This window comes from Campylobacter concisus UNSWCS, assembly GCF_000466685.1.
GTDB classification, from domain to species: Bacteria; Campylobacterota; Campylobacteria; order Campylobacterales; family Campylobacteraceae; genus Campylobacter_A; species Campylobacter_A concisus_A.
Map to the genome: position 1 here is coordinate 25,808 of NZ_ANNG01000003.1, position 26,971 is coordinate 52,778.

General features: G+C 40.6%; 20 protein-coding genes. 9 read left to right on the forward strand and 11 right to left on the reverse strand.

The features are described from left to right. Positions 1-28: 28 nt before the first annotated feature. From UNSWCS_RS00200 to UNSWCS_RS00215, 4 genes are read left to right on the forward strand one after another with little or no spacing between them, the layout of a single operon-like run. Positions 29-274, forward strand: coding sequence for an RNA-binding S4 domain-containing protein (locus UNSWCS_RS00200; RefSeq protein ID WP_002940508.1), 246 nt, complete (start codon positions 29-31; stop codon positions 272-274). After that, positions 274-672 (forward strand): tRNA (adenosine(37)-N6)-threonylcarbamoyltransferase complex ATPase subunit type 1 TsaE, encoded by a 399-nt coding sequence (gene tsaE, locus UNSWCS_RS00205; protein WP_021086803.1) that lies wholly within the window; start codon positions 274-276, stop codon positions 670-672. The genes UNSWCS_RS00200 and tsaE overlap by 1 nt, the downstream gene beginning before the upstream one ends. Then, the gene (gene lptB / locus UNSWCS_RS00210) at positions 665-1,393 is read left to right on the forward strand and encodes an LPS export ABC transporter ATP-binding protein (RefSeq protein ID WP_002940487.1); all 729 of its coding nucleotides are present in this window, start codon (positions 665-667) and stop codon (positions 1,391-1,393) included. Before tsaE ends, lptB begins: the two co-directional genes overlap by 8 nt. A 3-nt stretch (positions 1,394-1,396) precedes the next feature. Then, positions 1,397-2,647 (forward strand): RNA polymerase factor sigma-54, encoded by a 1,251-nt coding sequence (locus tag UNSWCS_RS00215; RefSeq protein ID WP_035142336.1) that lies wholly within the window; start codon positions 1,397-1,399, stop codon positions 2,645-2,647. Here the strand turns inward: UNSWCS_RS00215 and UNSWCS_RS00220 are convergent, their stop codons facing one another. Beyond that, complete coding sequence (locus UNSWCS_RS00220) at positions 2,648-3,406, reverse strand: hypothetical protein (protein ID WP_021086770.1); 759 nt, start codon at positions 3,404-3,406, stop codon at positions 2,648-2,650. Between the two features lie 117 nt (positions 3,407-3,523). Between UNSWCS_RS00220 and UNSWCS_RS00225 the strand changes: the two genes are divergently transcribed. After that, a complete protein-coding gene (locus UNSWCS_RS00225; RefSeq protein WP_021086825.1) occupies positions 3,524-4,258 on the forward strand; it encodes a hypothetical protein in 735 nt (244 codons plus the stop codon). Here UNSWCS_RS00225 and murG read toward each other — a convergent pair. After that, positions 4,250-5,272 (reverse strand): undecaprenyldiphospho-muramoylpentapeptide beta-N-acetylglucosaminyltransferase, encoded by a 1,023-nt coding sequence (gene murG, locus UNSWCS_RS00230; RefSeq protein WP_021086790.1) that lies wholly within the window; start codon positions 5,270-5,272, stop codon positions 4,250-4,252. The genes UNSWCS_RS00225 and murG overlap by 9 nt on opposite strands. Further along, complete coding sequence (locus UNSWCS_RS00235; protein ID WP_009293817.1) at positions 5,269-6,429, reverse strand: FtsW/RodA/SpoVE family cell cycle protein; 1,161 nt, start codon at positions 6,427-6,429, stop codon at positions 5,269-5,271. Before UNSWCS_RS00235 ends, murG begins: the two co-directional genes overlap by 4 nt. A 91-nt stretch (positions 6,430-6,520) precedes the next feature. Between UNSWCS_RS00235 and murI the strand changes: the two genes are divergently transcribed. Beyond that, positions 6,521-7,309 carry a glutamate racemase gene (murI, locus tag UNSWCS_RS00240; protein ID WP_021086786.1) on the forward strand — a complete coding sequence of 263 codons (789 nt, stop codon included), beginning with the start codon at positions 6,521-6,523 and terminating at the stop codon, positions 7,307-7,309. 70 nt (positions 7,310-7,379) lie between these two features. Here the strand turns inward: murI and UNSWCS_RS00245 are convergent, their stop codons facing one another. From UNSWCS_RS00245 to pbpC, 8 genes are all read right to left on the reverse strand, one after another. Next, positions 7,380-7,970, reverse strand: a complete 591-nt coding sequence (locus UNSWCS_RS00245) for a DedA family protein (protein WP_021086797.1) — start codon at positions 7,968-7,970, stop codon at positions 7,380-7,382. A 156-nt stretch (positions 7,971-8,126) separates the two neighbouring features. Continuing rightward, positions 8,127-8,906 (reverse strand): MetQ/NlpA family ABC transporter substrate-binding protein, encoded by a 780-nt coding sequence (locus UNSWCS_RS00250; RefSeq protein ID WP_021086831.1) that lies wholly within the window; start codon positions 8,904-8,906, stop codon positions 8,127-8,129. A 75-nt stretch (positions 8,907-8,981) separates the two neighbouring features. Continuing rightward, positions 8,982-9,764 (reverse strand): MetQ/NlpA family ABC transporter substrate-binding protein, encoded by a 783-nt coding sequence (locus UNSWCS_RS00255; protein WP_021084583.1) that lies wholly within the window; start codon positions 9,762-9,764, stop codon positions 8,982-8,984. Between the two features lie 258 nt (positions 9,765-10,022). Continuing rightward, positions 10,023-10,697 (reverse strand): methionine ABC transporter permease, encoded by a 675-nt coding sequence (locus UNSWCS_RS00260; RefSeq protein ID WP_021086223.1) that lies wholly within the window; start codon positions 10,695-10,697, stop codon positions 10,023-10,025. Next, entirely contained in the window at positions 10,697-11,653 is a 957-nt protein-coding gene (locus tag UNSWCS_RS00265; protein ID WP_035143299.1) for a methionine ABC transporter ATP-binding protein, read from the reverse strand. Before UNSWCS_RS00265 ends, UNSWCS_RS00260 begins: the two co-directional genes overlap by 1 nt. Further along, entirely contained in the window at positions 11,650-14,277 is a 2,628-nt protein-coding gene (locus UNSWCS_RS00270; RefSeq protein WP_021086821.1) for a valine--tRNA ligase, read from the reverse strand. The genes UNSWCS_RS00265 and UNSWCS_RS00270 overlap by 4 nt, the downstream gene beginning before the upstream one ends. A 121-nt stretch (positions 14,278-14,398) precedes the next feature. Beyond that, the gene (locus UNSWCS_RS00275; RefSeq protein WP_021086830.1) at positions 14,399-19,522 is read right to left on the reverse strand and encodes an alpha-2-macroglobulin family protein; all 5,124 of its coding nucleotides are present in this window, start codon (positions 19,520-19,522) and stop codon (positions 14,399-14,401) included. A 1-nt stretch (position 19,523) separates the two neighbouring features. Further along, a complete protein-coding gene (pbpC, locus tag UNSWCS_RS00280; protein WP_021086833.1) occupies positions 19,524-21,692 on the reverse strand; it encodes a penicillin-binding protein 1C in 2,169 nt (722 codons plus the stop codon). Positions 21,693-21,757: 65 nt separating this feature from the next. Here pbpC and UNSWCS_RS00285 point away from each other — a divergent pair, with 65 nt between their 5' ends. The 3 genes from UNSWCS_RS00285 to UNSWCS_RS00295 are packed head-to-tail and all read left to right on the forward strand — an operon-like array spanning position 21,758 to position 26,970. Next, positions 21,758-23,791 carry an ATP-dependent helicase gene (locus UNSWCS_RS00285; protein WP_021086829.1) on the forward strand — a complete coding sequence of 678 codons (2,034 nt, stop codon included), beginning with the start codon at positions 21,758-21,760 and terminating at the stop codon, positions 23,789-23,791. A gap of 53 nt (positions 23,792-23,844) precedes the next feature. Next, on the forward strand, positions 23,845-25,041 hold the full coding sequence (locus tag UNSWCS_RS00290) for an efflux RND transporter periplasmic adaptor subunit (RefSeq protein WP_021086785.1): 1,197 nt from the start codon (positions 23,845-23,847) through the stop codon (positions 25,039-25,041). Then, positions 25,042-26,970, forward strand: coding sequence for a MacB family efflux pump subunit (locus UNSWCS_RS00295; RefSeq protein WP_021086826.1), 1,929 nt, complete (start codon positions 25,042-25,044; stop codon positions 26,968-26,970). Position 26,971: the final 1 nt, after the last annotated feature.

A 26,971-nucleotide genomic window follows, 5' to 3' on the forward strand; every position in this document is an offset into this window, starting at 1 on the left:
TAAGGCTATTTTTGTTAAAATCCGCCGCATGAGAGTAGATAAATTTTTAAACGTGGTAAATATAACCAAAAGGCGTGCCGTTAGCGAAGATATGTGCAAAAGCGGCGTTGTGAGCATCAACGGCGTGCAGGCAAAAGCGGCAAAAGACGTAAAGATAGGCGACGTGATCACTATCAAATTTCTAGCTCGTGAGGCAAGATATGAGGTGTTAGCGATCCCAACTACAAAAAGCATACCAAAAAGCGCTCAAAGCGAATACGTAAAAGAGCTTTGATGGTTTTTGAGCTTTTAGAAAATGAGCTTGATGGGCTTGTGCGGGTGCTTCCAAAAAGTGGCGTGGTGCTACTAAGTGGCGATCTAGCAAGTGGCAAAACGACGCTTGTAAAGGCGATCATCAAGGCGCACGGCATAGAAGATAGCGTGACGTCGCCGACATTTTCTTTGATGCAAATTTATGGTAAAGATATCTACCACTACGACATTTATCAGATCGGATTTGACGGAATGGCAAAAAATGGCCTTTTTGAAAATTTGTTTGAAGAGGGGCTTCATCTAGTAGAGTGGGGCGATGAAAATTTAGAAAAAGCTCTAAAGAAAAACGGCGAGAGCTATACGTTAGTAAAAATTTCTCCTAGCGAAAATGGCAGAAAATACGAGGTTATAAGTGCATAAACTAGAAGTAAAAGATCTAAAAAAGACGATTAAGAAAAGTGAGATCATAAAAGGTATATCTTTAGAGGTAAATAGCGGCGAAGTGGTGGGGCTTCTTGGGCCAAATGGCGCTGGAAAGACGACCACTTTTTATATGATCTGCGGGCTCATCTCACCAACTAGCGGAGATGTTTTTTTAAACGACGAAAAGATCACAAACGTCCCGCTTCACAAAAGAGCGCATCTTGGTATTGGCTATTTGCCGCAAGAGTCAAGCATATTTAAAGAGCTAAGCGTAGAGGAAAATTTACTCCTTGGGGCTGAAATTTTAAATCAAAGCAAAGAAGATATCTCCAAAAGAGTAAATGAGATGCTAAATATGCTAAATATCGAGCCTATCCGCCTAAGAAAGGGCGTTAGTCTAAGTGGTGGCGAGCGCAGACGCTGTGAGATCGCTAGAAGCCTCATTATAAAGCCAAAATTTTTGCTGCTTGATGAGCCATTTGCAGGCGTCGATCCTATCGCAGTTAGCGACATCCAAAGCATCGTTAGAGACCTTAAAAAGCTAGGCATAGGCGTTTTGATAACTGACCACAACGTCCGTGAGACACTAGCCATTTGCGACAGAGCCTACGTCATCAAAGATGGCTCGCTGCTAGCAAGCGGCAGTGCGAGCGAAGTGGCAAACAATAAGCTCGTTAGAACGCACTATCTTGGCGAAGAATTTAAGCTGCTTGAGTAGATGATGCTAAGGCAAAAGCAAACTTTAGCGCCAAAGATCAAACTAAACCAAACGCTAAGAAGCTGGCTTCCTATCCTTCAAAGCGGGCTTGACGAGCTAAAAGAGACGCTTGAGCCTTTTATAAAAGAAAATCCATTTGCCACGATTGAGCATAAAAATTTAGAAAAAAGCGAAAAAAAGCGAAATTTTTTCGAGCAGGTTAGCAAAAACTCGGTTAGCGAAAGTATCGAGGCTTTAAGCATATATAAAGAAAGCCTCTATGAAAAGCTCGTTAGCCAGATAAATCCACCACTTTTCCCCACACAAAAGTCCCAAGATATCGCATATAAGATCATTGAGTGCTTAGATGATGAGGGCTATTTTTCTTATGATGATGAAATTTTTACGGATTTTAATGAGAATGAGGTGGAGCGGGTTAGAGCGAGATTTGCCTACCTTGAGCCCTGTGGCGTGGGCGCAAAGGATGTTAAAGAGAGCTTTTTGTTTCAGCTTGGCGAGGCAGAGGCGAGTGATGAGATCATCGAGTGCGCAAAAAAGATCATCTTAAATTTTGAAAATATAGAGAAGCTTAGAAAGCTTAAATTCTATGACGACGCGCTAAAGATCATAAAGAAATTTAAAAATCCCCCAGCTATTGAATATCTTGAAGATGAAAAAGAGGCGGTACCTGACATCTTCGTGCTAAGCACAAGTAGTGGCATAAGCGTGCAGATAAATGACGACTATTATCCTGAAATTTCTATCGACACCGAGGGACTAGACGAGAAAGAGGCCTTTGTAAGCTCGCGCATAAAAGAGGCTAGCGAGCTCATAGACGCCCTTGAGATGAGAAAGGCGACGCTTTATAAGATAGGGCTCATGATAGTTGAGTATCAGTATGATTACTTTTTGGGCGGCGACATAAAGCCTATGAAGCTAAAAGACCTAGCTGACGAGCTTGGACGCAACCCTTCAACCATCTCAAGAGCGATTGCGAACAAATATCTAAGCTCTTCAAGAGGCACGGTCGCACTTAAAAATTTCTTCGCAACTGGCTTTGACGAGGAAACTTCAAACGCCGCGATAAAGGAATTTTTGCTAGAGCTTATCAAAAATGAATATCACAAAAAGCCACTTTCTGATCTAAAAATCCAAGAGCTAATCCAAGCTAAATTTAACATCCAAATCGTTCGCCGAACCATTACCAAATACCGCAAAATCCTAAACATCGGCAGCTCAAGCCAGCGAAAAAAGATCTATCAGATAAACGGCTAGCTACCACTCATTTATGGCAAAAAGAGTGGCTTTTCGCATCTGCGTAAAAAGCTCACTGCTAAGCTCATCATACTCTTTGCCTCGTCTTTTATGCTGCGCCAATCCTGCTGCGTCGTCGTTCCAAGAGCCCATGCCACCAAAGACATCTGCCGCGCTTGCCGCAGTAAAAAGAGCTAAATTTAGCTTTGGCATAAGTGGCGCATTTAGGATATTTTGCTCTATATTTTCTGGCTCGTTTAGCGCTTTTAGCCCTTTTCTAAAGCAGTCGCCAAAGTTCTCACACTCTATCTCATCTGCAAATTTAGTGATCCTTATTAGGATATCTTTAAATTCCAAAGTGTTGTCACTAAATTTTTGAATTTCTGGCGTGCCATTTAGGCTAAATTCTCTATAGACTATATCCCAGCCCTTTTTATCTTCTTCAAAGCTCCAGTGCGGCACGAAGTAGCTCATCTTGTCTTTATAAATGCAAAGGATTGACTTGTGGCTTACATTTGAAAAGCCTTGCAGAGAGCGCTCCTTTGATGAAACCGTCAAATTTGTAGCAAATCTCACGTCACTTAGCCTAAGCTTTTTAGCGTGCTTAAACCACTCATTTATGCTAGCTTGCTCTCTTTTTTCTTGATCATCCTCCAAAATATAGTCAAAAACTAGGCTTTTTATATATTTTTCGCCTTTGTAATCTAACTCTAAATTTGACCTTAGAGCTTGCTTTATGGAGGCTACGATAATGCAAGCATTAAAAACTTCACCATTCATTTTTGCTCCTTTTTTGAGATATTTTATTAAAAGAAGCATAAATTTATCTCTTTAAGGATTGCAAGCAAAAACTTCAGCTTTTTATAGTAAAATAGCCAAAAATTTCAAAGAGGCAAAATGGATTTTAATGAGATTGATAAGCTGATAAACACGCTTAAGAAAAACTTGGAAGTTATCGAAAACAACGGCGTTGTCGAGCCTGAAACAAAGATCGATGCGCTCAATTTTAATAAAAATGTCGAAGAGATCAAAAAAAGACTTTATAGCACAACAGACGAGGGCAGTTTTTTTAAAAATGTCTTTAATACTGAAGATTACTACGAAAACATTAGCTCATACCTCGAGCAGACAAACAAAAGCCTATACTACAAGATAGAAAAGGCTGGTGTGAGCCTAAAGACTAATCAAAATTTGCAGGAGAGCCTGACAAGCATCTCAAACATCATGCAAATTTTAGTCGCTGAATATCAGATACAAAATAAAAAAAAGAAAAAGAGTATCTTCTCAAGAAGTGGCGACACAGCGATGATAAGAGGGCTACTTGCAGAGCTTATGGAGCTGCAAAATAGGATGAATAAAATTTTACATCTCGACTCTCAGATCGTCTCAAACGTCGTTTTGGAAAATTTTAAAACTATCTACACATTTTTTTATAACTGCATAAGAGTGGCTAAACAAAGGGGTGACGAGCTACTTTTGGTTGAGATCGCTGGCATCACAGATAGGATCATCGAGATGATAAGACCAGTGCTTTCAGGCAAGAGCCTAAAGACAAATGAGCTTATCTATCACTATCTAATCTACGAGCTACGAGAGCTAAAAGCTTACGCTATAGGCGAGGATCTAGCTTAAAATTTTATCCACTATCTCTTTTGCCCCATTTGGCAAAAGGATATCTTTTAGAGCTTTGCTGCTTTTGTTTAGATCAAAGCTCTCGATCATTTTTATGACTTCATCTTTGTCTAAATTTTCGCCATTTTGCAAGCAAATTTCAGCTATGCCTTTATCTTTTAGAAATTTAGCGTTATAAAACTGGTGATTGCCAGCGGCATAAGGAAATGGCACAAAGATAGATGGTAGGGCGTTTGCGCAAAGCTCCCAAAGCGAGCTAGCTCCAGCTCTTGATATGGCAAGATCAGCCTCACTCATCTTCTTTTCTATCTCTTTGCTAAAGTCAAAAATTTCTAAATTTGCCTCGCTAAAGCCAAGCTCATCATATCTTTTTTTAAGCTCATCAAGGGCATTTTTGCCGCATTGATGAATGATTTTTATCCCTTTTTCTTTAAGATATGGGGCTAAATTTATAGCCAGCTCGTTTATAGCTTTTGCACCTTGTGAGCCACCTAAAAATAGTATCGTTTTTAGCTCATCTCTTGTTCTTTGGCTTTCAAAAAATTTATTTGCCACAGGATAAGGGCAGGGCGAGAGCTCATCATAAGAGCTAAAAAAGCCCTTTGCGTATGGCTTTAAAATTTTATTTAGCTTGCCGGTTACGGCATTTTGCTCGTGGATGAAAAGCGGCGTTTTTGAGATGATGGCCGCTATGGCTGCTGGTGCTGCTGAGTAGCCTCCCACGCTGATGACTGCTTTAACGCCATTTTCTTTAAAAATTTGCCTGCACTTTAGAGCTAGGCTTATGATATTTGTTAGTGATTTTAGCTTGGCAAGGCCTCTTTTATTTACGACGCCACTGCTTGGTAAGAAGAATTTTTGTGCAAATTTATCATCATTTTCAAACCAAAATTTATCCTGACCGCTAGTTGAGCCGATGAAAATAGGCTTTATGCCTCGTCTATTTAGCTCCTCGCAAAAGCTTCTAGCGATCGCCAAATGTCCGCCAGTGCCGCCACCACAAATAACTATCATAGTTTTGCCTTTTTACTAACCATCAAGACCATGCCGATGCCGATGCATATAGCAAGCACGGAGCTACCGCCGTAGCTAAGAAATGGCACAGCGATACCTTTTATAGGCGTGATCGATGTGATGCCGTAGCTATTCATCAAAAATGAAAATGACAAGATAAGACCGATACCAAGTGAGAATAGGTGATAGACCTTATTTTCGCTCCTAGCCGAAATTCTAAATATCCTATAAAGTAGCGTGATAAAGATCGCTGTGATGCATAAAATGCCAAAAACGCCGACCTCTTCAGCTATGCCAGCTAGCACGAAGTCTGTATGCACCTCGCTTAAAAAGCCAAGCTTAAATATCCCAGCTCCAAGCCCCTCGCCAAAAAACTCGCCGTGTTTAATTGCATTTAGTGAGTGAGAAATTTGATATGGCTCTGGCGCATCTGCCACTCTAAGCACGTTTGCCACGCTATCTGGCAAGAAAGAGAGAACCATATTTTGTATCGTGCCCCACCATGACTTTATACGCAAAATTCTGTGCTCAGAGCTAACTATCGCCACCGTCATGACAAAGGCAGCGCCCAAGATACCGATACCAAAGAGCCTAACGCTAGCCCCTGCAAAAAGCGCCATCGTCACAAAAGTAAGTGCCAAAACTACAACCTGACCAAGGTCGTTTTGCATAACGGCGATAAGAAAGATAGCGATACCAAAAAGAATGATATAAGGCAAAAGTATCTTTAGCTCAGCCATCAAAGTCCTCTTGCCGTCGCTAAATTTTCTAGTAAAACTCCACGCCAAAAAATAGACAAAACCGACTTTGAAAAACTCAACAGGCGCAAGTGAGAAGCCAGGCAACCTGATCCAGCGTCTAGCGCCTCCAGAGTCAGTCACCATCGAAGCTGGCAAGGCGTGCATGAGCCCCATAGCGATACCGCACGAGATAAGAAGTCCAAAACCTATCCAAACGAGCGCTTTGTCTGGATTTAGCCTTGAGAGCCACCACATGAGAAAAATTCCTATGCAGCCGACTGCAAACTGGCGGATAAAAAAGTGAAATTCGTCGTAGTTAAAAAATAAAACTGTAAAAACTGGCAAAGATAGTGAAAAAATGATGCTTATGGCGATCAAAGTCGCGCAAAGATAGAAAATAACCTTATCAACTGCCAAATTTAGCTCCAACTTTAAAATGAGCCAAAGTATAATAAAAAACGGCTTACAAAGATATTATTTGCTATAATTGCAGGCTTTAAGGATGGGCATGAAGATAGGTATATTTGACTCGGGGCTTGGCGGACTTAGCGTCTTAAATGAAGCTTTAAGCAAGCTTAGCGAGCATGAATTTTTATATTACGCAGACGTGAAAAATGTTCCATACGGACAAAAGAGCAGAGATGATATCTTAAAATTTAGCTTTGGTGCGGTGAAATTTCTTATAGAAAATGGCGCAGAAGCTGTCGTGATAGCGTGCAACACAGCTACAAGCGTGGCGATAAAAGAGCTTAGAGCAAATTTAAGCGTGCCGATCATCGGCATGGAGCCAGCTGTAAAAAAGGCTCACGATCTAAGCCATGATGATGCCCTAAAAACGCTTGTCATCGCCACTCCAGTCACCGTAAATGGTGCAAAACTAAAAGAGCTAATCACAAATTTAAACGCAAAAGATAAAACCGAACTGCTTGCTCTGCCTCGCCTTGTAAATTTCGCTGAAAAGGCTGAGTTTGAGAGCGAAAACGTGAAGTCATATCTAAAAGATGAGCTAGGTAAATTTGATCTAAGTAAATTTGACTTTTTGGTGCTTGGCTGCACGCATTTTAACTATTTTAAAGATAGCTTAAGAGAAATTTTGCCCTCAAATGTAAGTATAATAGACGGCAACGAAGGGACGATAAAACGCCTCATAAGCGAGCTTGGACTTGCGGTTTCAAGTGTAAATTTAACTCCAAATGTGAAATTTTTCTACTCAGGTGAGAAGGTTTGCGAGCAAAGTGAGCTAGAGAAAATTTCAAGAAATTTAGCTAGATTAGAAAAAATGAGAGCTATCTGTTAGGTTAAATTTAGCTAAAAATTTGAGCCAAATTTAGTAAAATACATTAAATTTTTATGTATTTTTATATGTATTATCTCTTTTTTTGCTTTAATATATAGATAGCACTTATTATCGCAACCACTGCTAAAAGTGCTATCGTGATCGTTAGAAGTGTCTGTTTGTCAGGATTTGTGCCTAGAAAGTAGCCAACTCCAAGCAAAACCGCGCACCAAATCCCAGCACCAAGTGTGGTAAATAGGCAAAATCTAAAAATGTTCATCTTAGCAAGCCCAGCTGGCAGGCTGATATATTGACGAATTCCTGGGATGAGGCGTGAGTTAAATGTTGAAATTTCGCCATGTTTATTAAAAAATGCTTCAAATTTATCCATCTTTTCGTGAGTGATGCCAACAAATTTGCCGTATTTTAAGACGATCTCGCGTCCAAAAAAGTAGCAAAGATAGTAGTTAAAAATGGCTCCAAGTAAGCTACCAAGCGTGCCTGAGATAAAAGCAAGCGCTAGGCTCATCTCACCTTTGTGAGCTAGATATCCAGCTGGTATCATCGCCACTTCGCTTGGAAATGGAAAAAATGAGCTCTCCAGAAACATCATCACAAATATGCCAGCATATCCCCAGCTGCTCACGCTTGATACGATAAAATCAATAATGTCATGTAGCATTTTTACTCCGAAATTTATCTTAAGTGAGGCATTGTAGCAAAGCTTTATTTACTAATAGTAACTAACAAAAGCGATAAATTTTAAAAAAGATAGTTAAAACGAAAAGCTATAAGGTTTAAATTTAAAGGTAAAAGTAGGGCGAAAGCTCGCCCCGTTTTAAAATGCAGGTATGACCTCGCCTTTGTAGCGAGTGATGATGAAATTTTTAGTATCAGGGCTAAGTACCGCATCGACTAAAGCTTTGATCTTTGGATTGTTCTCGTTGCCAGCTCTTGTGACGATGATGTTAGCGTAAGGGCTGTTGGCATCTTCAAGCAAAAGTGCGTCTTTTGCCACGCTCATGCCAAGGTCAAGGACGAAATTTGTGCTAATAGCAGCTATATCGACATCATCAAGCGTTCTTGGGATCTGAGCGCCTTCTAGCTCGACAAACTGCAAATTCTTAGGATTTTTAGTTATGTCATTTACAGTTGCAACTTTTACGTTTTTATCGATCTCTATAAGACCAGCTTTTTCTAAAATTCTAAGCGCTCTGTTGCCATTTGATGGATCGTAAGCGATCGCTACTTTTGCACCATCTTTTAGATCTTTTATGTTTTTTATCTTTTTAGAGTAAAAGCCAAGTGGTTCTACGTGCACGCTTGCAACACTTACAAGATGCAGGCCTCTAGCCTTGTTTTGCTCCTCAAGATATGGCAAATGCTGAAAAAAATTTGCGTCTAAGCTACCATCCTCTGTGGCGACATTTGGTATCGAATAGTCTGAAATTTCAGAGATAACAAGATCATAGCCTTTATCTTTTAGCTTTGGTTTTACAAATTCTAAAATTTCAGCGTGTGGCACTGGTGAGACGCCAACAATGATAGTGTGGTCCTTGTCGGCTGCGTGAAGGCTTAGAGCAACTAAAGATGCGGTTAAAAGTTTGATAAATTTCATTGTTTTTCCTTTTTTTGTTTTGGTAAAGCGACGCTAAAAAGGTAAAAGCTTTTACGTCGCTTTTTATAAATTTAATTAAAACGCTGGGATGATAGCGCCGTTATATTTTGTCTCGATAAATTTCTTAACTTCTGGTGAGTTGATCGCTTTATCAAGCGCTTTAGTTTTAGGGCTATTCTCGTTGCCAGCTTTAACAACTACGTAGTTTACGTATGGGCTATCTTTGCTCTCGATCACAAGCGCGTCTTTTGTTGGATTGAGATTTGCATTTAGCGCGTAGTTTGTGTTGATAACTGCGATAGTAACGTCATCAAGTGTTCTTGGCACTTGAGCAGTCTCGATCTCTTCAAATTTAAGCTTCTTAGGGTTATCAACTATATCAAGCGGGGTTTTTAGTGGGTTGTTGTTTAGCTTGATAAGACCAGTACTTGCTATGATGTCAAGTGCGCGGCTCTCGTTTGTTGGGTCATTTGGTATAGAGACAACTGCTCCATCTTTTAGCTCTTTGATATCTTTGATCTTTTTAGAATAAACGCCCATTGGTTCGAGGTGTACGCCAACTGTTTTTACAAGGTGAGTGCCTTTGTTTTTGTTAAATTCTTCAAGATATGGGATGTGCTGAAAGAAGTTTGCGTCAAGGTCGCCGTCTTCTGTCGCAAGGTTTGGCGTGGTGTAGTCGTTAAACTCTTTGATCTCAAGTGTGTAGCCATCTTTTGCCAAAATAGGCTTTACAACCTCTAAAATTTCAGCATGTGGGATAGGTGTAGCACCGACGATTATTGTTTTTGACTTGTCAGCAGCATTTGCGCTAACGCTAAGGCCTAGGGCGACTAAAGAGGTAAGAAGTAGTTTTTTCATTTGTTATCCTTTTTTAAAATTTGCCAAGCACCAAAAAAGGATAAATTTAAACTAGAAGGTTAAATTTCTTTTTAAGTGCTTAAGCTAGTTCTAAGCACTTAAAAAGAAATTCTGTGCTTAGAGATTAGTCTTTCGACGACGCATTTTTTAGTAGGCGGCACATCTGGCACATATCTGATTTCATCTTTTGTCCTTTCAGCTAAAATTAATTTGGCAATTTTAAGGAAAAAAGCTTAAAATCAGATAAAAAATATGGCCTTATTTTTTTGAAATTTTATAGAGATAGTTGCCTAAAACTTGAAAAATTTGAACCATTATGATAAGAATAACCACGGTGTAGAGCATGATATCTGGGCGAAATCTCTGGTAACCATAGTTTATAGCAACAGATCCTAGTCCACCACCGCCAACTGCACCAGCCATCGCTGAAAAGCCGATGTTTACTATAAGTGTTAGCGTAAATGCCGAGATGATGCCAGGAAGCGCCTCTACAAACATCACGCGAAATATGATCTGAAATTTCGAGCTACCAAAGCTTTGAGCAGCTTCGATGATGCCTTTATCAACCTCTTTTAGAGCATTTTCAATGAGCCTTGCCACAAACGGAGCCGCTCCGATAGTTAGCGGAACGATCGCAGCTGTGGTGCCGATACTCGTGCCTACGATCATTTTTGTAACTGGAAAGAGCACGATGATGAGAATGATAAACGGAAAGCTTCTAAGCACGTTTATAACGATATCAAGTACAAAATAAAGCTGTTTGTTTGGCTTTAGCCCGTCTTTGTCCGAAAGGATGAGTAAAACCGCAGGTATGAGGCCTATGGCAAAGGCGAGCAGGGTAGAGACTATGCTCATATATAGCGTCTCGCCGATAGCTGGCAAAAGTATCCTAGAAAAAACATCTGGAAATTTAGAAAAATCAATACCAAACATCAAGCAACCTCCCACAAAACGCCACTTTGCTTGATATAGTTAAGCACGTTTTCTTTATCTTTTTCATCTATGTTTATGACAAGTGAGCCAAGGACGTTGTCATTTAGCTTCTCAAGCTTGCCCCAGACTATGTTAAAGTCGATATTTAGGCTTCTTGCCATGTGCGTGATCACGCTGTTTTGAGCCACTTCTTTTGGGAAAAATAGCCTAATATTTGTGCCAGTGCTTGGCAAAATTTCAACTTCGCCCAAAAACTCTTTCATCTTCTCATCTGGCTTTAAAAATAGCTCTTCGATGCTTCCAGAGCCTATGATCTTGCCGCCTTCTAGCAGTATCGCGCGTTTTGCGATCGATTTTACCACCTCCATCTCGTGCGTGACGATGACGACGCTGATGTCTAACTCTTTGTTTATCTTTTCAAGCAGCTCTAAAATTTGATTTGTCGTGTTTGGATCAAGAGCCGAAGTCGCCTCGTCGCTTAGTAAAATTTTAGGATTTAAAGCAAGCGCTCTGGCGATCGCCACACGCTGTTTTTGACCGCCACTTAGCTCGCTTGGATAGCTTTTTGCCTTGCTTTCAAGGCCGACTAAATTTAAAAGCTCTCTCACTCTTTTTTCAGTTTCATCGCTTTTGTAACACCAAAATTTAAGCGGAGTGGCGACGTTTTCAAAGACGTTTTTTCTAGCCATCAAGGCAAAATGCTGAAATATCATCCCAACATCTCGCCTTAAATGTCTCTGCTGTGTCTCATTTAAATTTTTTATCTCTTGATCAAAGACTTTTAGGCTGCCGCCTTGATAGCTTTCAAGTCCGTTTATGCACCTTAAAAGCGTTGATTTGCCAGCACCGCTGTGCCCCACGATAGCAAAAATTTCGCCCTTTGCAACCTCTAAATTTACATCATAAAGGATCTGCGTATCACCATAAAATTTGCTTAAATTTTCTATTTTTATCACCATTTTTCTCCAAGAGCCTCTAGCTCTTCGCATACTTTTTTAAATTTAGCCTCAGCACTCTCTAGCGCCTCTTTGTTTGTCTCTATGACTTCTTTTGGTGCGTTTGCTACGAAATTTTGGTTATTTAGCATGCCTGAGAGCTTGGCTACCTCTTTTTCAAGCTTTGTCTTTTGAGACCTTAGCCTTGTGATGATACCGCTCATATCAAGCCCTTCAAGCGGGACAAATGCCTCTAAATTTTCGCTCACATCTCTTATTGAATTTTCGATCTTTTCATCTACAAAGCCGATCTCCTCGCATTTTGCAAGCAGCTTGATATACTCTTTTACCTCGTCAAGATCTATTTTTTCGTTAAATTTAACAAAGGCTTTTGCGATCTTTGAGTTGCCAAGATCGATAGTAGCTTTTGCGCGGCGAATAGCCACGATCGCTTCGATAACTAACTCAAATTTCTTTTCAACTTCTAAATTTCGCTCTTTTACCTCTGGATAGCTCATAACCATTATTGATTTTGCATTTTCAAGCTGTGTGCCGCTAAGCTCTTGAAATAGATACTCTGAGAGAAACGGCATGAAAGGATTTAGCAGCTTCATCGCCTCTTTAAATATACTTCCAAGCTCTTTTACGTTCGCTTTATCAGCCTTGCTAAGCTCGATGCCCCAGTCGCAAAACTCATCCCAAAGGAATTTATAAAGTGTGTTTGCAGCGTCGTTAAAGCGGTAGGCGTCGATGTTTTCACGCACCTCTCTCACGCACTCGTTAAAGCGGCTATTCATATAAATTCCAAGCTTTGTTTGAAGCTTGATATCCTCTAAATTTGGAAATTTGCTCTCATTTAGCATGAGATATTTGCTCGCGTTATAAAGCTTGTTGGTGAAATTTCTTACCTGCTTCATCTTAGCGTCACTTAGCTTGATGTCGCGTCCTTGAACGGCTAGAAGCGTTAGCGTAAAGCGCAAGATATCGGCGCTATACTCATTTATGCTATCAAGTGGGTCGATGACGTTGCCAAGGCTTTTGCTCATCTTTCTACCAAACTCATCTTTTACAAGCGCGTGCAGGTAGATGTCGTCAAATGGTAGCTTACCAAGGGCGTTTTCACCCTGAAACATCATCCTAGCAACCCAGAAAAATAATATATCAAAGCCAGTGATTAGTAGGTTGTTTGGATAAAATTCAGCCAAATCGCCTTCAAACCATTTTTCATTTTTTAGCTCATTTTCATTGCCCCAGCCAAGCGTGCTAAATGGCCAAAGACCAGAGCTAAACCACGTATCTAGCACGTCTGGGTCTTGGTGGATGTTTTTACTTTTGCACTTTTTGCACTCGCACGGCTCTCCCTCGTCAGCCCACATGTGACCGCAATCATCGCAGTAAAATACTGGAATTTGATGCCCCCACCAAAGCTGGCGTGAGATACACCAGTCTCTTAGCTCTCTCATCCACGCGTTAAAGCTGTTTATCCAGTGTGGCGAGTAAAATTTAGCAAGACCCTCTGAGACTTTTTGTATCGCTTCGTCTGCGATCTCTTTTTTTACAAACCACTGCTTCGAGATGTATGGCTCGACGACGTTTTTGCAGCGGTAGCAGTAGCCTACTTGGTTTTCGTAGTCTTCTATCTTTTCAACATTGCCAAGTTTTTCAAGCTCGGCTACTACGATATCTCTAGCCTCAAGCCTCTCAAGTCCTGCAAATTTATCGCACTTGTCGTTTAAGATGCCCTTTTCGTCAAAGACAGTGATAAACTCAAGGTTGTGTTTTTTGCCAACCTCGTAGTCGTTTTGATCGTGCGCAGGCGTGACCTTAACAAGGCCTGTTCCAAACTCCATATCAACATGCTCGTCTGCGATGATCTCAATCTCTCTGTTTATGATAGGTAGCACAACTTTTTTGCCGATTAAATTTTTATAGCGCTCGTCGTTTGGATTTACCATTACGGCCGTATCGCCAAAATATGTTTCTGGTCTGGTGGTCGCAACAACAACAAATTCGCTCGGCTTGTCTGCAAAGTAGTATCTCAAATGATAAAGCTTGCCTTTATTTTCCTTGTGTTCAACCTCGATGTCAGAGAGTGCGCCATCGTGCGTACACCAATTTATCATGTAGTTTTTCTGGACTATTAGCCCTTTGTCGTATAAATTTACAAAGGCTTTTTTCACAGCTTTTCTTAAACCCTCATCCATAGTAAATCTCTGGCGTGACCAAGCCGGAGTGATGCCAAGTTTTCGCATTTGATGAACGATCATGCCGCCACTTTTTTCTTTCCACTCCCACACTTTTTCTACAAATTTCTCACGGCCAAGCTCTTCTTTTTTGATCCCTTGAGCTAAAAGCTGCTTTTCAACGACGTTTTGAGTAGCGATACCAGCGTGATCAAGCCCTGGCTGCCAAAGTGTCTTGTAGCCGTCCATCCTCTTGTAGCGAGTCACGATATCTTGAAGTGTGAAGGTTAGGGCGTGTCCGATGTGAAGCGAGCCAGTCACGTTTGGAGGTGGCATCATAATGCAAAATTTACGTCCATCTTTTTGGATATCTTTGTTTGCGTCTATCTCGAAATATCCGCGTTCTTCCCAAATTTTATAAAATTTGTCTTCTATCTCTTTTGCATTGTAAAATTCTGCCACTTTTATCTCCTCAGTTTCGTTTAAAAAATGCTTAATGTTATCTAAAATTTGTTTAAAAAAATCTTTGCAAAAGTGGGGAAATATGGGCTTGGGGCGGTTAAACGCCCCGAAGTTTAAATAGCTATTTGACGTTAAAGCTTCTCACGGCTAGGTCGTAGTCGTTTTGTCTTTCGTTATACATATTTTCAGTTGTGACTGCACCAAGCGAGCATTTACCGCCAAGTCTTACTCTATAAGGTGTGTAAAGCACGGCGTCTTTTTCGTCGCTACTTAGTGTGTAAAAGCTTAGCACACGGTCATCTTTTATGCTTTTATACTCTACTTGCAAGCTGTTTTTTAAGCTCTTGCTAAAGTTGCTTAAATTTTCATTTATCGGCTCAAAGCAGCTACTTACGATCTCGTTTATAACGCCGTTTTTAACCATTGTTTTTGAGTTTATCACCACTTTTGAGTAGATGACGTCATTTACTTTTAGGCTGTCAAGACCCAGCTCTTTGCCTTTTTCATCAACAAAAACGCGGTAGATATCAAGCTCTTTTGGCTCGATTTTGTGTTTAATCTCAAGCGGCAAGTAAGCGTAGCTTAAGATAGTTGCATAAAGCTTATTTGAGCCTAGTGGAGTGATGCTAAATTCGCCATTTTTTGTAGTAAATGACGTGCTTAAAAGACCGTCAAATTCTTTACTTTCGCCGTTGTAGCTAAGCTTAAATTTGTTATTTTTCTCGCCGCTATCTTTGCCAAAGTAGGCATTTAGCGCTCTTAGCGTAAATGCACGCTCCTGCGTTGAGCTTAGCTCATTTAAATTTACTATCAAGAAATTTGCAAGGTCGTCTGAGTAGTCGTTTTTCTCAAAGTATTTTGCGTGCAGATACAAGATAAAGGCGTTATCTCTTACTTTTGAGCTAAAATCAGATGGATTTTCTTCGCTTGTTTTAGCATTTTTGATATCTTTTAGCGCGACTTTTGCCTCGTCATTTAAGCCGTTTAGCTTTAAAGCCGCTGCCATTAGGTATTTACTTAGTGCTGTTTTATTGTAGGCTTTGTCGTCATAAATTTTATTTAAAACCGATCTATCAGCCATATTTACACGTGAGCTTACATAAAGGGCGTAAAGTGCCTCAAGGTCATTGTTTGCGTATTTTAAGAGCGAATTTAGAGCATTTTGTTTGACGCCTTTGCTTACTTCATATCCAGCCTCACTAAGATCAAGAAGCACGTCTGTTGCAAAGATACTTGCAAACGCGTTTGTCTCGCCTAGATCGCTCCAGTAGCCAAAGCTGCCATCTGGCTTTTGCATCTTAGTTAGCTCATCTATGCCGCTTGCGATAAATCTCTTTTGATCGCTTTTTTCAAGCTCATCTTTTGGTTTTAAATTTAAAAGTGCAAGCAGTCTTGAGCTTCTTTGCTCCGCGCATCCGTAAGGATACTCTACTAAATTCTTTGAAGCTGCTAAAAGAACGCTTGAGACCGAGCTTGAGGCATCAACGCTCACATCGTGGTAGCCTTTTGGTAGTGAAATTTTACTCTCTTTGTCAAAGACGCTGCTCTTTGCGTAGGTGCTGATCGTATAAGGGCTAACGACGTCTAGTAAATTTTGAAGCGTTTTTGAGCTATTTTTGTCGCTTATTGTGACATTGTATTCGCCAGCACCTGTTTCAAGGGCTGAAATTTTAAGTACAAATGCCTTGTTTTCAAACGGCTTTAGGTTGGCATTTTCTTGCGTTTTGATGTTTAAATTTTTACTTGATGCTACATTTATAGTAAGGTTTTTGTCCGTATTTGTCGTATTTATGAGCCTTAAGTTTGCGCTTAATTCATCGCCTTTTAAAAGATAGATCAAAGCACTTGGCTTAATGATCACATCATCTTTTACTTTTATCTCGCTATTTACGGCGTTCATTGCAGTTGCGTCATTTGCCACAGCATCTACTCTAATGGCGCCGTCAAAGCCATTTGGCGTTTTAAACTCGTAAGAAATTTCGCCTTTGTCGTCTGCTTGAAGGCTTACTAAATTTGCATAAGTTTTTACATTTTTGCTATCAACTGGGCTTGCATGCTTTGCCATTTTTGCAGCCACTGCCATCGCCGCAGCATCACCACCAAAGCTTAGCGTTTTGCCCTCGACCTTGTAATTTGTGAGCATATTATATATGTCGTAGTCAAAGACGCCATCAGGTAAAATTTTGTCAAAAAACTTAAGCGGATCGGCTGGTTTTTGCGAAGTGATATCAAGCACACCAACATCTGTGATAAATAAATTGACATAAGCTTTTGGCTTTGTTTTTAGTGAAATTTTGATATTTTCATCGCTCTTTGCGCTTTTTGGCGCTTCTAAGCTAAGATCTATCTTTCTTGAAGATTTATCGCCGTTTGCATAGACCTTGCCGTAGGTTCTAAACGGAGTTAGTCCAGCGTCAGTCATGCGGTAGATATTTGCACTCACGTAAAGGCCATTAAAGTCAAAGTCAAGTTTAAATTTAACATTTGCTGAGTTGTTTTTGATCTTGATGACCTTGTAGGCTTTGACACCTGCGTCCTCAAGCGTGACAAGCGCGATGCCTTCTTTTATCGCTGAGCTGATATCTGCGCTTAGCTCGTCGCCTTTTTTATAGACGCTTTTGTTTAGTTTTATCTGAGACTTGCTAAGCTCTTTTGTAGGCGCTAGGGTTGAGTAGTTGTAGCCGCTTACATCGATGTCTAGGCTCGTGCTTGCGCCACTTACTAAATTTGTAGCGGTGATGACGTATGAGCCACTTTGCGTAAATTTATAGCTAAACTCGCCACTATTTTTATAAAAACTATCCACGTCTTCAAGCGTTTGGATCCATTTTATATAGCCATTTGCGTCCCTTTGATACTGCCATGTGACACGTTTTATATCAAATTTCAAATTTGACTTCACTGCCTTTTGGCTTGGCATATCAACAACGACTGTTCTTATCTTTACATCTTCGTTTGGATCAGCAAATGCCGTGCTAGCAGCGATGCCAACCATATCTTTGTAAGGATAGAGTGTAAAGCTTTTTGCGTCACTTACATTTTTGCCATCGTCATTTACGTTGAAATTTATGACGCCTTTTATGATAGAAGGTGCGTTTTTGGTGTTAAAGCTAAGATCTATCATCTGGCTTGATTTGCCATCTTTTGAAAGAGTTAGATCATTTTCTATGCTTGGATAAGCAGCCGCTTTTAGGGTGTCATTTTTAAATTTATACTCTTTAAATTCGCTATTTTTATACTCATCGTCAAAGAAGCTAACCTGCATACTGCCAGCTAAGTCGCTAGCTGCTCCGCCAAAGAGGTAGCTACTTGTTAAATTTACCTTTACTAGCTCGTTTGCAAAGAATTTATCAGCGTCTATGGCTATGTCATTTTTTATCTTGTTTGGCACGAAGCTCTCGACGTAAAATGGCACACTCGCTATCACTTTGCTAGCGTAGATTATCTGCATGTTAAATCTACCGCTTAGATCGCTTAAAATTTCTTTTTCAAAATTTATCATGCCAACATCATTTGTATTTTGCGTGATTTGGGCGCTACTTTTGCCTTGCGGATCGATAAATTTGATCTTAACTGGCATATTTTTAAGCGGGTTAAAGTCCCTATCTCTTAGATAAATAGCACCTTTTAAGCTCTCGTTTGGTCTTATGATATTTGAGGCAAAATGCGTGTAAGCATCAATGCTCTCGCTTGGATTTTGACTGATGAGCTTTGCCTCATTTAGCGCTTCGCCATCTTTTATGATGAGGAAATTTTGCTCCTTGCCAAGTGAGACGACGACTGATGAGATCTCTTTGCAGATATCTTTTTTGTTAAATTTAAATACACCAACATCATTTGTCGCGCCAACTGCGATCTCTTCGTTTCTTTTGCCATAAATTTTTACATTTGCGTTTGGCAGCATTGTGTTTTCGCCGAGGCGGTTTGCAAAGACGAAAATTTCATCCTTGCCAAGCTTTGCATTTATGGCGATGTCGCTTAGATAGACGACCTTTGAGACGCTCTTATCTTTGCCGTAGTTTAAGCTTATCTTATAAACTCCGTCTCCTGCTCCTGCAAAGTCAAGCTTGATCTTATTTAGTGAAATTTCATTTAATGCACCCTCTAGCTTGTAACTTTTGTTTGCTACTTTTGAGCTAAAGTTGCTTAGATCTTCGCTAGTGTCGTTGAAATTTAAAAAGTATCTAAAATTTTGATCGCTTAACTTTTCAACGCTTACATTTAGCTCAGGTAAATTTGCACTTCTAATGCCGATCTCGCCAACGCTTGAGATATAAGGCTCTTCATTTGTGAAATTTGCAAATGGAGTGAAGTTACTAGCGACCACCTCATAGGTTTTAGCCTCCCTTACGACATTTCTATCATCTCCAAAGCCTGACTTTATCGTGATCTCGTAGCTATTTTGTGGCTTAAACTCATCGCTTGTGATATCGATGTAATAATCATACCCATCAAGCTCAGAATTTGGCGCGCCATTTTCATCATCATTTTTATATGCCACGTCGCTTATGCTAAAGCTTTTTACGCCTTTTATCTTTATAAATTTCTTTAGATTATTATCATCACTTAGCCACTCTTTTAGATAAATTCTAAATGCCAAGATGCCATTATCTAGGCTTACTGGATAAATTTTAGCTATCTCAAAGCTTTTAGCTTCAGCGCTTATATTTACGCTCTCATCGCTTGCTTGCTCGCTAAATTTCACCACGCCATCGCCTGCAAGCTTAGCGCCAAATTTACTCTCAAAATTTTCTCCAAACTCAAAAGTAGGCTCGCTTATATTTTTATCAAGATCAAGCTCAAAGCTGTTTTGAGAGAGTTGCAAGGCATTAAAGCTTGCACCTTTTACGGCTATTTTTTTCACAAGCTCTTCACTAACTTCGTCATTAAATTTAAGGATAAATTTGCTATCAGTGAGCTTTTCTATCTTCTCAAGCGCAAATTCTTTCGTCTCAAAGCTAGCGCTGCTGCCATTTTCTAACTTACAGCTGTATTCAGCACCTGCGTGCATATCTTTTGTAAAAAGCGTAAGGCTTTGAGCGTTAAATTTCACCGTGCCACTTAGTGCTGGCTCGCACGAGATAAGCTTTTTCTCGCTTAGCGTGCCTATGAGATTTTTGCTAACATCATCTTCTAGTCCAAATTCCACGCTTAAAGGCGACTTTACCTCGGCGGTGCCATTTAGACTTAAAGCATATAAATTTACTGCTCCTAAAAGTGCTAGAAGTAGCGCTTTTTGCTGCATTTTATCTCCTTAGTTTTATTGTTATTTCACTTTGATTTGAGTTTTGATCAAGGCATTTTAAAGTGTGCTCGCCAAGAGTTAGATCTAGCCTTTTTTCGCTCGCGTTTTCTATCTTAGAAAAGTTCAAATCATCCACTTTCAGGTAAATTTCATCACCTAAAAACGCGTAGCATTTTAGCATAATTTGTGTTACATTTTCATCTGTCACAATCTCTTCGCCGTCATACGGATAGGCAAAGACTGGCTTTTTATCTTTAAAAACTTCAGCACAAGGGCTATTTTTGACCTCGTCTTTGTCTAAAAAGCCATTTTTTATCAAAAACTCAAGCTCCTCGCCTCTTAAACTCTCGCACTTATCTTGCAGTTTAACTCCAACTATCCTATCATCAAGCGCCGTTTTTTTGCACGTCTCATAACTAAAAGCATCAAGGCAGGTTGGCACTTTTTCGATGCCCTCTGGCTCGCTCATAAACTCTAAATTTTGCCTTTGCGCTGTGATCTTAAACATGTCAAAAACGATTTTTGAAACGTCATTTAGCCCAGTTAGTTTGTCAGTTTTTTCGGCGTTAAAGTTGCCCACCCAGACGGCTATTGTGTAGTCTTCATCAACTCCTATGGCGTAAAGATCGCGTGAGTTTGCACTTGTGCCTGTTTTAAAGGCGATCTTTGGCGTGTTTTGCGCGTATTGCCAAGCATTTTTTAGATACGACCTTGAGGCCTCGCTCATCATTTTGGCGGTTAGATATGCGCTTTGAGGCGAGATGAGGGTTATATTTTTATCTTCATTTTTGTAGTTTTTGCCAGCAAACTCAAGTGGCCTATAAACCCCGCCATTTGCGTATATCGTATAAAGATGCGCAAGATCAAGCAGGCTCATCTCAGCACTGCCTAAAACTATCGAAGAGCCGTAAAACTCCTTGTTTTCATCAACTAAATTTACCTTTTCAAGCAGCTCATAAAGTGAGTTGTCTTTTAGCTTTAAGTCTAAATTTATAACTGGGATATTGAGGCTAAAATTTAGAGCGTCCTTTGCGCTTACAAGCCCTAAAAAGTCATTACTAAAGTTCTTTGGCACATATTCATTCAGATAAATTTGTGTATCGATTAGCTGTGAGCTTGGCGTGATAAGCCCACTATCAAGCGCAAGCGAGTAGATAAAAGGCTTTAGCGTGCTGCCGGTGTTTCGCTTCATATTTAGGGCTGAGTTTTTGCCATCACGTGCGCGCTCATCGTGTGAGCCGATAAAGGCAACAACGCTCATTTTTTTGTTGTCGATGACCACGGCAGCGGCGTTGTTTGCGTTTTTAGCCTTTAGTGAAAACATCGCATCTTTTAAAATTTTAAGCATATCTTTTTGCAAATTTAGATCCAAACTCGCCTTTGAAATTTGGTTTTTAAAAGCGACATTTGCGTAGTCGCTAGCATTTACGACGGCTCTTATCCTTACATTTTTAAATGGCTCAGCTTGAGCTCTTTTAAATGCGCTAAGATCGATTAAATTTGCCTTATAAAGCATCTTTATGACCCTGTTTTTTAGGGCATTTATGTTTGAAACTCTATCAAGTCTATTTTTATTTGGATTTTTGGGTATTGTGCTTAAAAGTGCGGCCTGAGCGTAGCTAAGCTCATTTAGCTCCTTGCCAAAGTAAAAGAAGCTTGCCGCCTTTGCACCCTCGATATTGCCGCCATAAGGGGCTAAATTTAGGTATAAATTTAAAATTTCATCCTTGCTAAAGTGAAGTTCAAGCTGAAATGCTCTAAAAATTTCTCTTATCTTATTTTTATAGCTCCTATCACTTGGCTCAAGCATTCTTGCAACTTGCATCGTGATAGTGCTAGCTCCTATGCGGTTGTCGCTTTTTATGTTGTGAAAAAATGCTCTAAAAATGGAGGCAAAATTTACGCCAAAATGGTAGTAAAAGTATCTATCCTCAAAGAGCACGACGCATTGTTTTAGCGAGTTTGGGAAGCTTTGCTCGTGAAATCTCCAAATTCCGTCGCTACTAAGCTTCATATTTATGATCTCGCCATTTTTATCAAGCAAAATTTTGGCTTCGTCTTTTTTGAGCGCATCTAAATTTAGTGGATAAATTTGATCCAGTATCAAAAAAATAGCAACCATTAGAGCCGAAAATAGGGCAAGAAATTTTAGAAATTTAAACTTTTTCATTCGCGTGATTATAGCTGTTAAAGTTTAAGTAGCTATAATTAGGCCTTTTTAAAAAAGAGGAAGACATGCCCTTATCTAGGTTAAACAAAGAACAATACACCGCTGCAACTGCGCCATTTGGACACAATCTCATCATCGCTTCAGCTGGCACTGGCAAGACTAGCACGATTGTCGCTCGCATCGCTCATCTACTAAATTTAGGCATTTCGCCAGAGAAAATTTTGCTTCTAACTTTCACCAACAAAGCAGCCAGCGAGATGATAGAGCGCTTAAATAGGTATTTTGACAAGCAAATCACCTCCAAAATCACCGCAGGCACCTTTCACTCGGTATCATTTTCGCTTTTAAAAAGCCTTGATAAAGGCGTCACGCTAAAGCAGCCAAGCGAGCTAAAGACGCTTTTAAAAAGTCTTGTTGAGAGGCGTAAATTTTACCATTTAAGCGACGTCAAGCCTTACGGCGGGGCCTATCTATACGATCTTTACTCGCTATTTCAAAACAGCGAGCAAGGCACAACTTTTGGCAAATGGATAAGCGATAAGAGCGAAGAGCAGGGCGTTTATGCTGAAATTTATGAAGATGTTTTAGAGGAGTTTGAGGCTGAAAAGGCTAAATTTGCCTACGCTGACTTTAACGACCTTCTCATAAAAATGCGCGACGAGCTAAAAAAGGGAGCAAATTTAGCTTATGATGAAATTTTGATCGACGAGTATCAAGATACAAACACCCTTCAAGGCAGCCTAATAGACGCATTTAGGACAAAGAGCCTCTTTTGCGTGGGCGATTTTGACCAGAGCATCTACGCATTTAACGGCGCAAATATCGAGATCATTGGCTCATTTAAAGATCGCTTTCCAAACGCAAACATCTACGCTTTAAATGTAAATTACCGCTCAAGCTCAAGTATACTTGCCCTTGCAAACAAGGTCATAAACAACAACCCAAGGCTTTATGAAAAGCACCTCACAGTTAGTCGTGAGGGAAATTTCAAGCCTCCAAGGCTGCTTGTCTATAACGAGCTTTTTGATCAGTATCAAAACATCGCTGATATCATCTCGCTCTCGCCATTTAATAGAGAAAATATCGCCATAATTTTTAGAAATAACTCATCAGCGGACGGCATCGAGGTCGCGTTAAAAGAGCGAGGTATCGGCTCAAAGCGAAAGGGCGGGGTGAGCTTCTTTGAGAGCCGCGAGATCAAGGCGCTCATCGACATCATGGGAATTTATGTCAATCCAAAAGATATAATGGCATTTATCCACATCTGCGAATACGCAAAAGGCGTTGGCAGCGCAGTTAGCAAAGAAATTTTTGACGCACTGCTTAAGCTTGGACATGGAAATTTGATAAAAGGGATAGTTGAGCCAGATGAGAGCGTAAATATCTCATCAAACAAAAGGCGAAACTACCAGCTAGGACTTTTTGACGACCTTGATGAATTTGCCGAAGTTTCAAGGTTTTCTAAGCTTGGCTTTAGCGATAAATTTCTAGGCCACCCTGTGCTAAAACTACAAAAGCTAAGTGAGAGTGGGGCGCAGTTTTTATATGAAATTTACAACTTTTTACGAGGCATGAGAAATATCTCAAAGCCAGCTACGATGATAAATGAGATAAAAACTAGCAAAATTTACTCACTAATCGTCGAAAACATCAGCACAAAAAGAGCAACACTAAAAAATGGCAACGTTGATCTTGCCCTAAAAGAAGAGGTCAAAGAGCGCATAATGGCAAAGAGCGTGGTGCTAAGCGAGCTAGCTAAAAAATATCAAGATATCAGTAAATTTTATAACTTCTTAGCCCTTGGAAGCAACGAGATGAGCGAAGGGCAGGGCGTTAGCCTGCTTAGCGTGCATGCGAGCAAGGGGCTTGAATTTGACCAAGTTTTCATCGTCGATCTCGCGCAAAATCGCTTTCCAAATTTAAAGCTAATGAGCATGGGCGGCAGCCTAGAAGAAGAGAGGCGGCTCTTTTATGTGGCAGTTACTAGAGCAAAAGACGAGCTTTATCTTAGCTATGCAAAATACGACAAGATAAAGAAGGTGACCTACCAACCAAGTAGGTTTTTGATAGAGGCTGGCATGGCAAAAGAGGAAGCTTAGAGAGTATTTACTCTTGTAGAGTAGAATTTACCAATTTTTTACAAAGAGAAGCGATGAAAAAAACTAAAATTTTAATAATCCTGCTTATTTTAGGCGTTGGCGGATACTTCGTCTATGATAAATTTTTCAAGGTAAAAGAAGAAGAGGTGGAGTTTATCACCAAAAAGGCAAAGAAGGGCTCATTTAGCAAAAAGGTCGATGCGACTGGAGAAATTTTCGCCACCGAGCTAATCGACGTTGGCGCACAGGTTAGCGGTCAGATAAAAAAGCTATATGTTAAGCTTGGGGATCAGGTAAAAAAAGGCGATATGATCGCAAGTATCGATAGCTCGACCCAGCAAAATAGCATTGATAATAAAGAAGCCCAGCTTGCCATCTACAAAGCCCAGCTAGAAAGCGCAAAAGTGGCTCTAAATATCGCTAAAACGCAGCTTGATAGAGAAAATGCACTATTTGCCAAAAACGCCACTTCAAAGCAAGAATTTGAAAGCGCAAAAAACACATATAGTGCAAATAGCGCAAAGATAAAAGAGCTTGAAGCGCAGATCAAGCAGACAAATATCGAGCTAAGCACCGCTAAGATAAATTTAGGCTACACAAAGATCATCGCGCCAAGAGACGGCACTGTTGTAAGCGTGCAGGTCGAGGAGGGTCAGACTGTAAATGCCAACCAAACTACACCAACTATCGTAAATATCGCCGATCTTAGCCATGTAAAGATGAAGATGCAAATAGCAGAGGGCGACATCACAAAGATCAAAGTCGGCACGCCAGTTGAGTACTCGATCCTCTCTGAGCCAACGAAGAAATTTCAAACGACTGTTAGCTCGATCGACCCGGGGCTTACCACACTAAGTGATGGCAGCTACGGCTCAAGTAGCAGCAGTAAGTCTTCATATTCAAGTAGCTCTAGCAGCAGCTCGGCGGTTTATTACTACGCGCAAAGCATCGTTGATAATAAAGATGGAATTTTAAGAATAGGCATGACCACACAAAACGAGCTTTTAATAGCAAACGTCGAGGACGCCATCATCGTGCCAAGCATCGGCATCAAAAAAGATGAAAACGGCACTTTTGTCTATGTGCTAAAAGATGGCAAGCCGGTAAAAACAGCGGTCAAAACCGGCATAAAAGACAACCTTGATACGCAGATTATTAGCGGTATAAACGAGGGTGATGAGATCATCACATCTCAAGGCTCATCAAGCGAGATCGCTAAGATGATCGCAAAAGAACATAAGAAGTTTTAAGTGATAAGCCTAAAAAACATCACCAAAAGCTTTAAGCTAGGTGACAATGAGATAGAGATCTTGCATGGCATAAATTTAGAGATAAAAAAGGGCGAGTTTATAGCCATCATCGGTCAGTCTGGCTCTGGTAAATCAACCCTGATGAACATCCTTGGCTGCTTAGATAGCCCAAGTGGTGGGCAGTATCTGCTGGACAGCAAAGATATATCAAAATTTGATAATGACGCCCTTGCTAAGCTTAGAAGGGATAAATTTGGCTTTATCTTTCAAAGATATAACCTGCTTAGCACGATGAATGCCCTTGAAAACGTAGCGCTGCCTAGCATCTACGCAGGGGCAAACAAGAGCGAGCGAGAGAAAAGAGCTAATGAGCTTCTTGGCTCACTTGGACTTAGCGAAAAAGCGAAAAATTTACCAAATAAACTTTCAGGCGGACAACAGCAAAGGGTCTCCATAGCAAGGGCGCTGATGAACGGTGGCGAGATCATTTTAGCAGACGAGCCAACTGGCGCGCTTGATAGCAAAAGCGGACTAAGGGTGATGGAAATTTTAGTTGATCTTTATAAAAAAGGCCACACCATCATCATCGTCACGCACGACCCAAAGATCGCAGAGTATGCGAGTAGGGTGATCGAGATAAAAGATGGCAACATCGTAAGTGATAATGTAAAAAATAGTGAAATTTTTGAGGCCAGCAAGCAAACCCAGCCAGAAAAAAGCAAATTTACTTATTATAAAGACCAGCTAATAGAGAGCTTTAAAATGTCGGTAAATGCGATGCTAGCGCACAAACTAAGATCGCTTTTAACGATGCTTGGCATTATTATAGGTATCACCGCGGTTATTAGCGTCGTAGCCCTTGGCAAAGGCTCGCAGGAGCAAATTTTAGCTGGTATCAGAAAGATCGGCACAAACACGATCGACATCATGCCAGGTAAAGGCTTTGGCGATATGCTCTCAGGCAAGGTAAAAACGCTCTCCATTAGCGACGCAAACATGCTTGCCAAGCAGTCCTTTCTAGACTCAGTCACGCCAAATACAAGCACTTCAGGCGTGCTAACCTATGAAAATATCTCGCTAAGTGCGAGCTTAAAAGGTGGCGGGGTAGGGAGCTTTGACGTAAATGGGCTAAAGCTAGAAGAGGGCAGAATTTACGATGATGACGAGGTTTTAAACTCAGCTTCAGTCGCACTAATCGATCAAAACACCAAAAATAGCATCTTTAAAAATGATGATCCTATCGGCAAGATCATACTTTTTAACAAAATGCCACTTCGCATCATAGGCGTTTTGCAAAAGGATGATTTTAAGATGGGCGACTCAAGCACGCTTAAAATTTACGCTCCATACACGACCGTGCTAAACAAGGTCACTGGAGATAAATTTATAAGCTCGGTCACTGCCAAAGTAAATGAAGGTGTCAATGCGCAAATCGCCGAAAAAACACTAACCGAGCTTTTAGAGATCAAGCGCGGCAAAAAAGACTTTTTTACAAGAAACTCAGACAGCATCAAGCAAACGATCGAAGAGACCATCTCGACCATGCGCCTTCTCATCTCAAGCATCGCCGTCGTCTCGCTCGTAGTTGGTGGCATAGGCGTCATGAACATCATGCTAGTCTCAGTTACCGAGCGCACCAAAGAGATAGGCATAAAAATGGCGATCGGAGCCAGACAGAGCAACATTTTGCAGCAGTTTTTGATAGAGGCCGTGCTACTTTGCCTTATCGGCGGAGCCATCGGCATCGTCCTATCCTACGCTATCGGCTACATCTTTAACAACTTCTTAAACGGCTTTAGCATGATCTTTTCAAACGGCTCGATCGTGCTTGCACTTGTCACGTCGATGGCTATTGGCATCATCTTTGGCTACATGCCAGCTAAAAACGCCTCAAAACTAAATCCAATAGATGCGCTTTCAAGGGAGTAAT

Coding starts and splice junctions, on each gene's coding strand:
- UNSWCS_RS00275 (WP_021086830.1), bottom strand. CDS start 19,522: ATGCAGCAAAAAGCGCTACTTCTAGCACTTTTAGGAGCAGTAAATTTA.
- UNSWCS_RS00200 (WP_002940508.1), top strand. CDS start 29: ATGAGAGTAGATAAATTTTTAAACGTGGTAAATATAACCAAAAGGCGT.
- UNSWCS_RS00255 (WP_021084583.1), bottom strand. CDS start 9,764: ATGAAAAAACTACTTCTTACCTCTTTAGTCGCCCTAGGCCTTAGCGTT.
- UNSWCS_RS00215 (WP_035142336.1), top strand. CDS start 1,397: ATGCTAAGGCAAAAGCAAACTTTAGCGCCAAAGATCAAACTAAACCAA.
- murI (WP_021086786.1), top strand. CDS start 6,521: ATGAAGATAGGTATATTTGACTCGGGGCTTGGCGGACTTAGCGTCTTA.
- tsaE (WP_021086803.1), top strand. CDS start 274: ATGGTTTTTGAGCTTTTAGAAAATGAGCTTGATGGGCTTGTGCGGGTG.
- UNSWCS_RS00225 (WP_021086825.1), top strand. CDS start 3,524: ATGGATTTTAATGAGATTGATAAGCTGATAAACACGCTTAAGAAAAAC.
- UNSWCS_RS00260 (WP_021086223.1), bottom strand. CDS start 10,697: ATGTTTGGTATTGATTTTTCTAAATTTCCAGATGTTTTTTCTAGGATA.
- murG (WP_021086790.1), bottom strand. CDS start 5,272: ATGATAGTTATTTGTGGTGGCGGCACTGGCGGACATTTGGCGATCGCT.
- UNSWCS_RS00285 (WP_021086829.1), top strand. CDS start 21,758: ATGCCCTTATCTAGGTTAAACAAAGAACAATACACCGCTGCAACTGCG.
- UNSWCS_RS00250 (WP_021086831.1), bottom strand. CDS start 8,906: ATGAAATTTATCAAACTTTTAACCGCATCTTTAGTTGCTCTAAGCCTT.
- UNSWCS_RS00245 (WP_021086797.1), bottom strand. CDS start 7,970: ATGCTACATGACATTATTGATTTTATCGTATCAAGCGTGAGCAGCTGG.
- UNSWCS_RS00220 (WP_021086770.1), bottom strand. CDS start 3,406: ATGAATGGTGAAGTTTTTAATGCTTGCATTATCGTAGCCTCCATAAAG.
- UNSWCS_RS00290 (WP_021086785.1), top strand. CDS start 23,845: ATGAAAAAAACTAAAATTTTAATAATCCTGCTTATTTTAGGCGTTGGC.
- pbpC (WP_021086833.1), bottom strand. CDS start 21,692: ATGAAAAAGTTTAAATTTCTAAAATTTCTTGCCCTATTTTCGGCTCTA.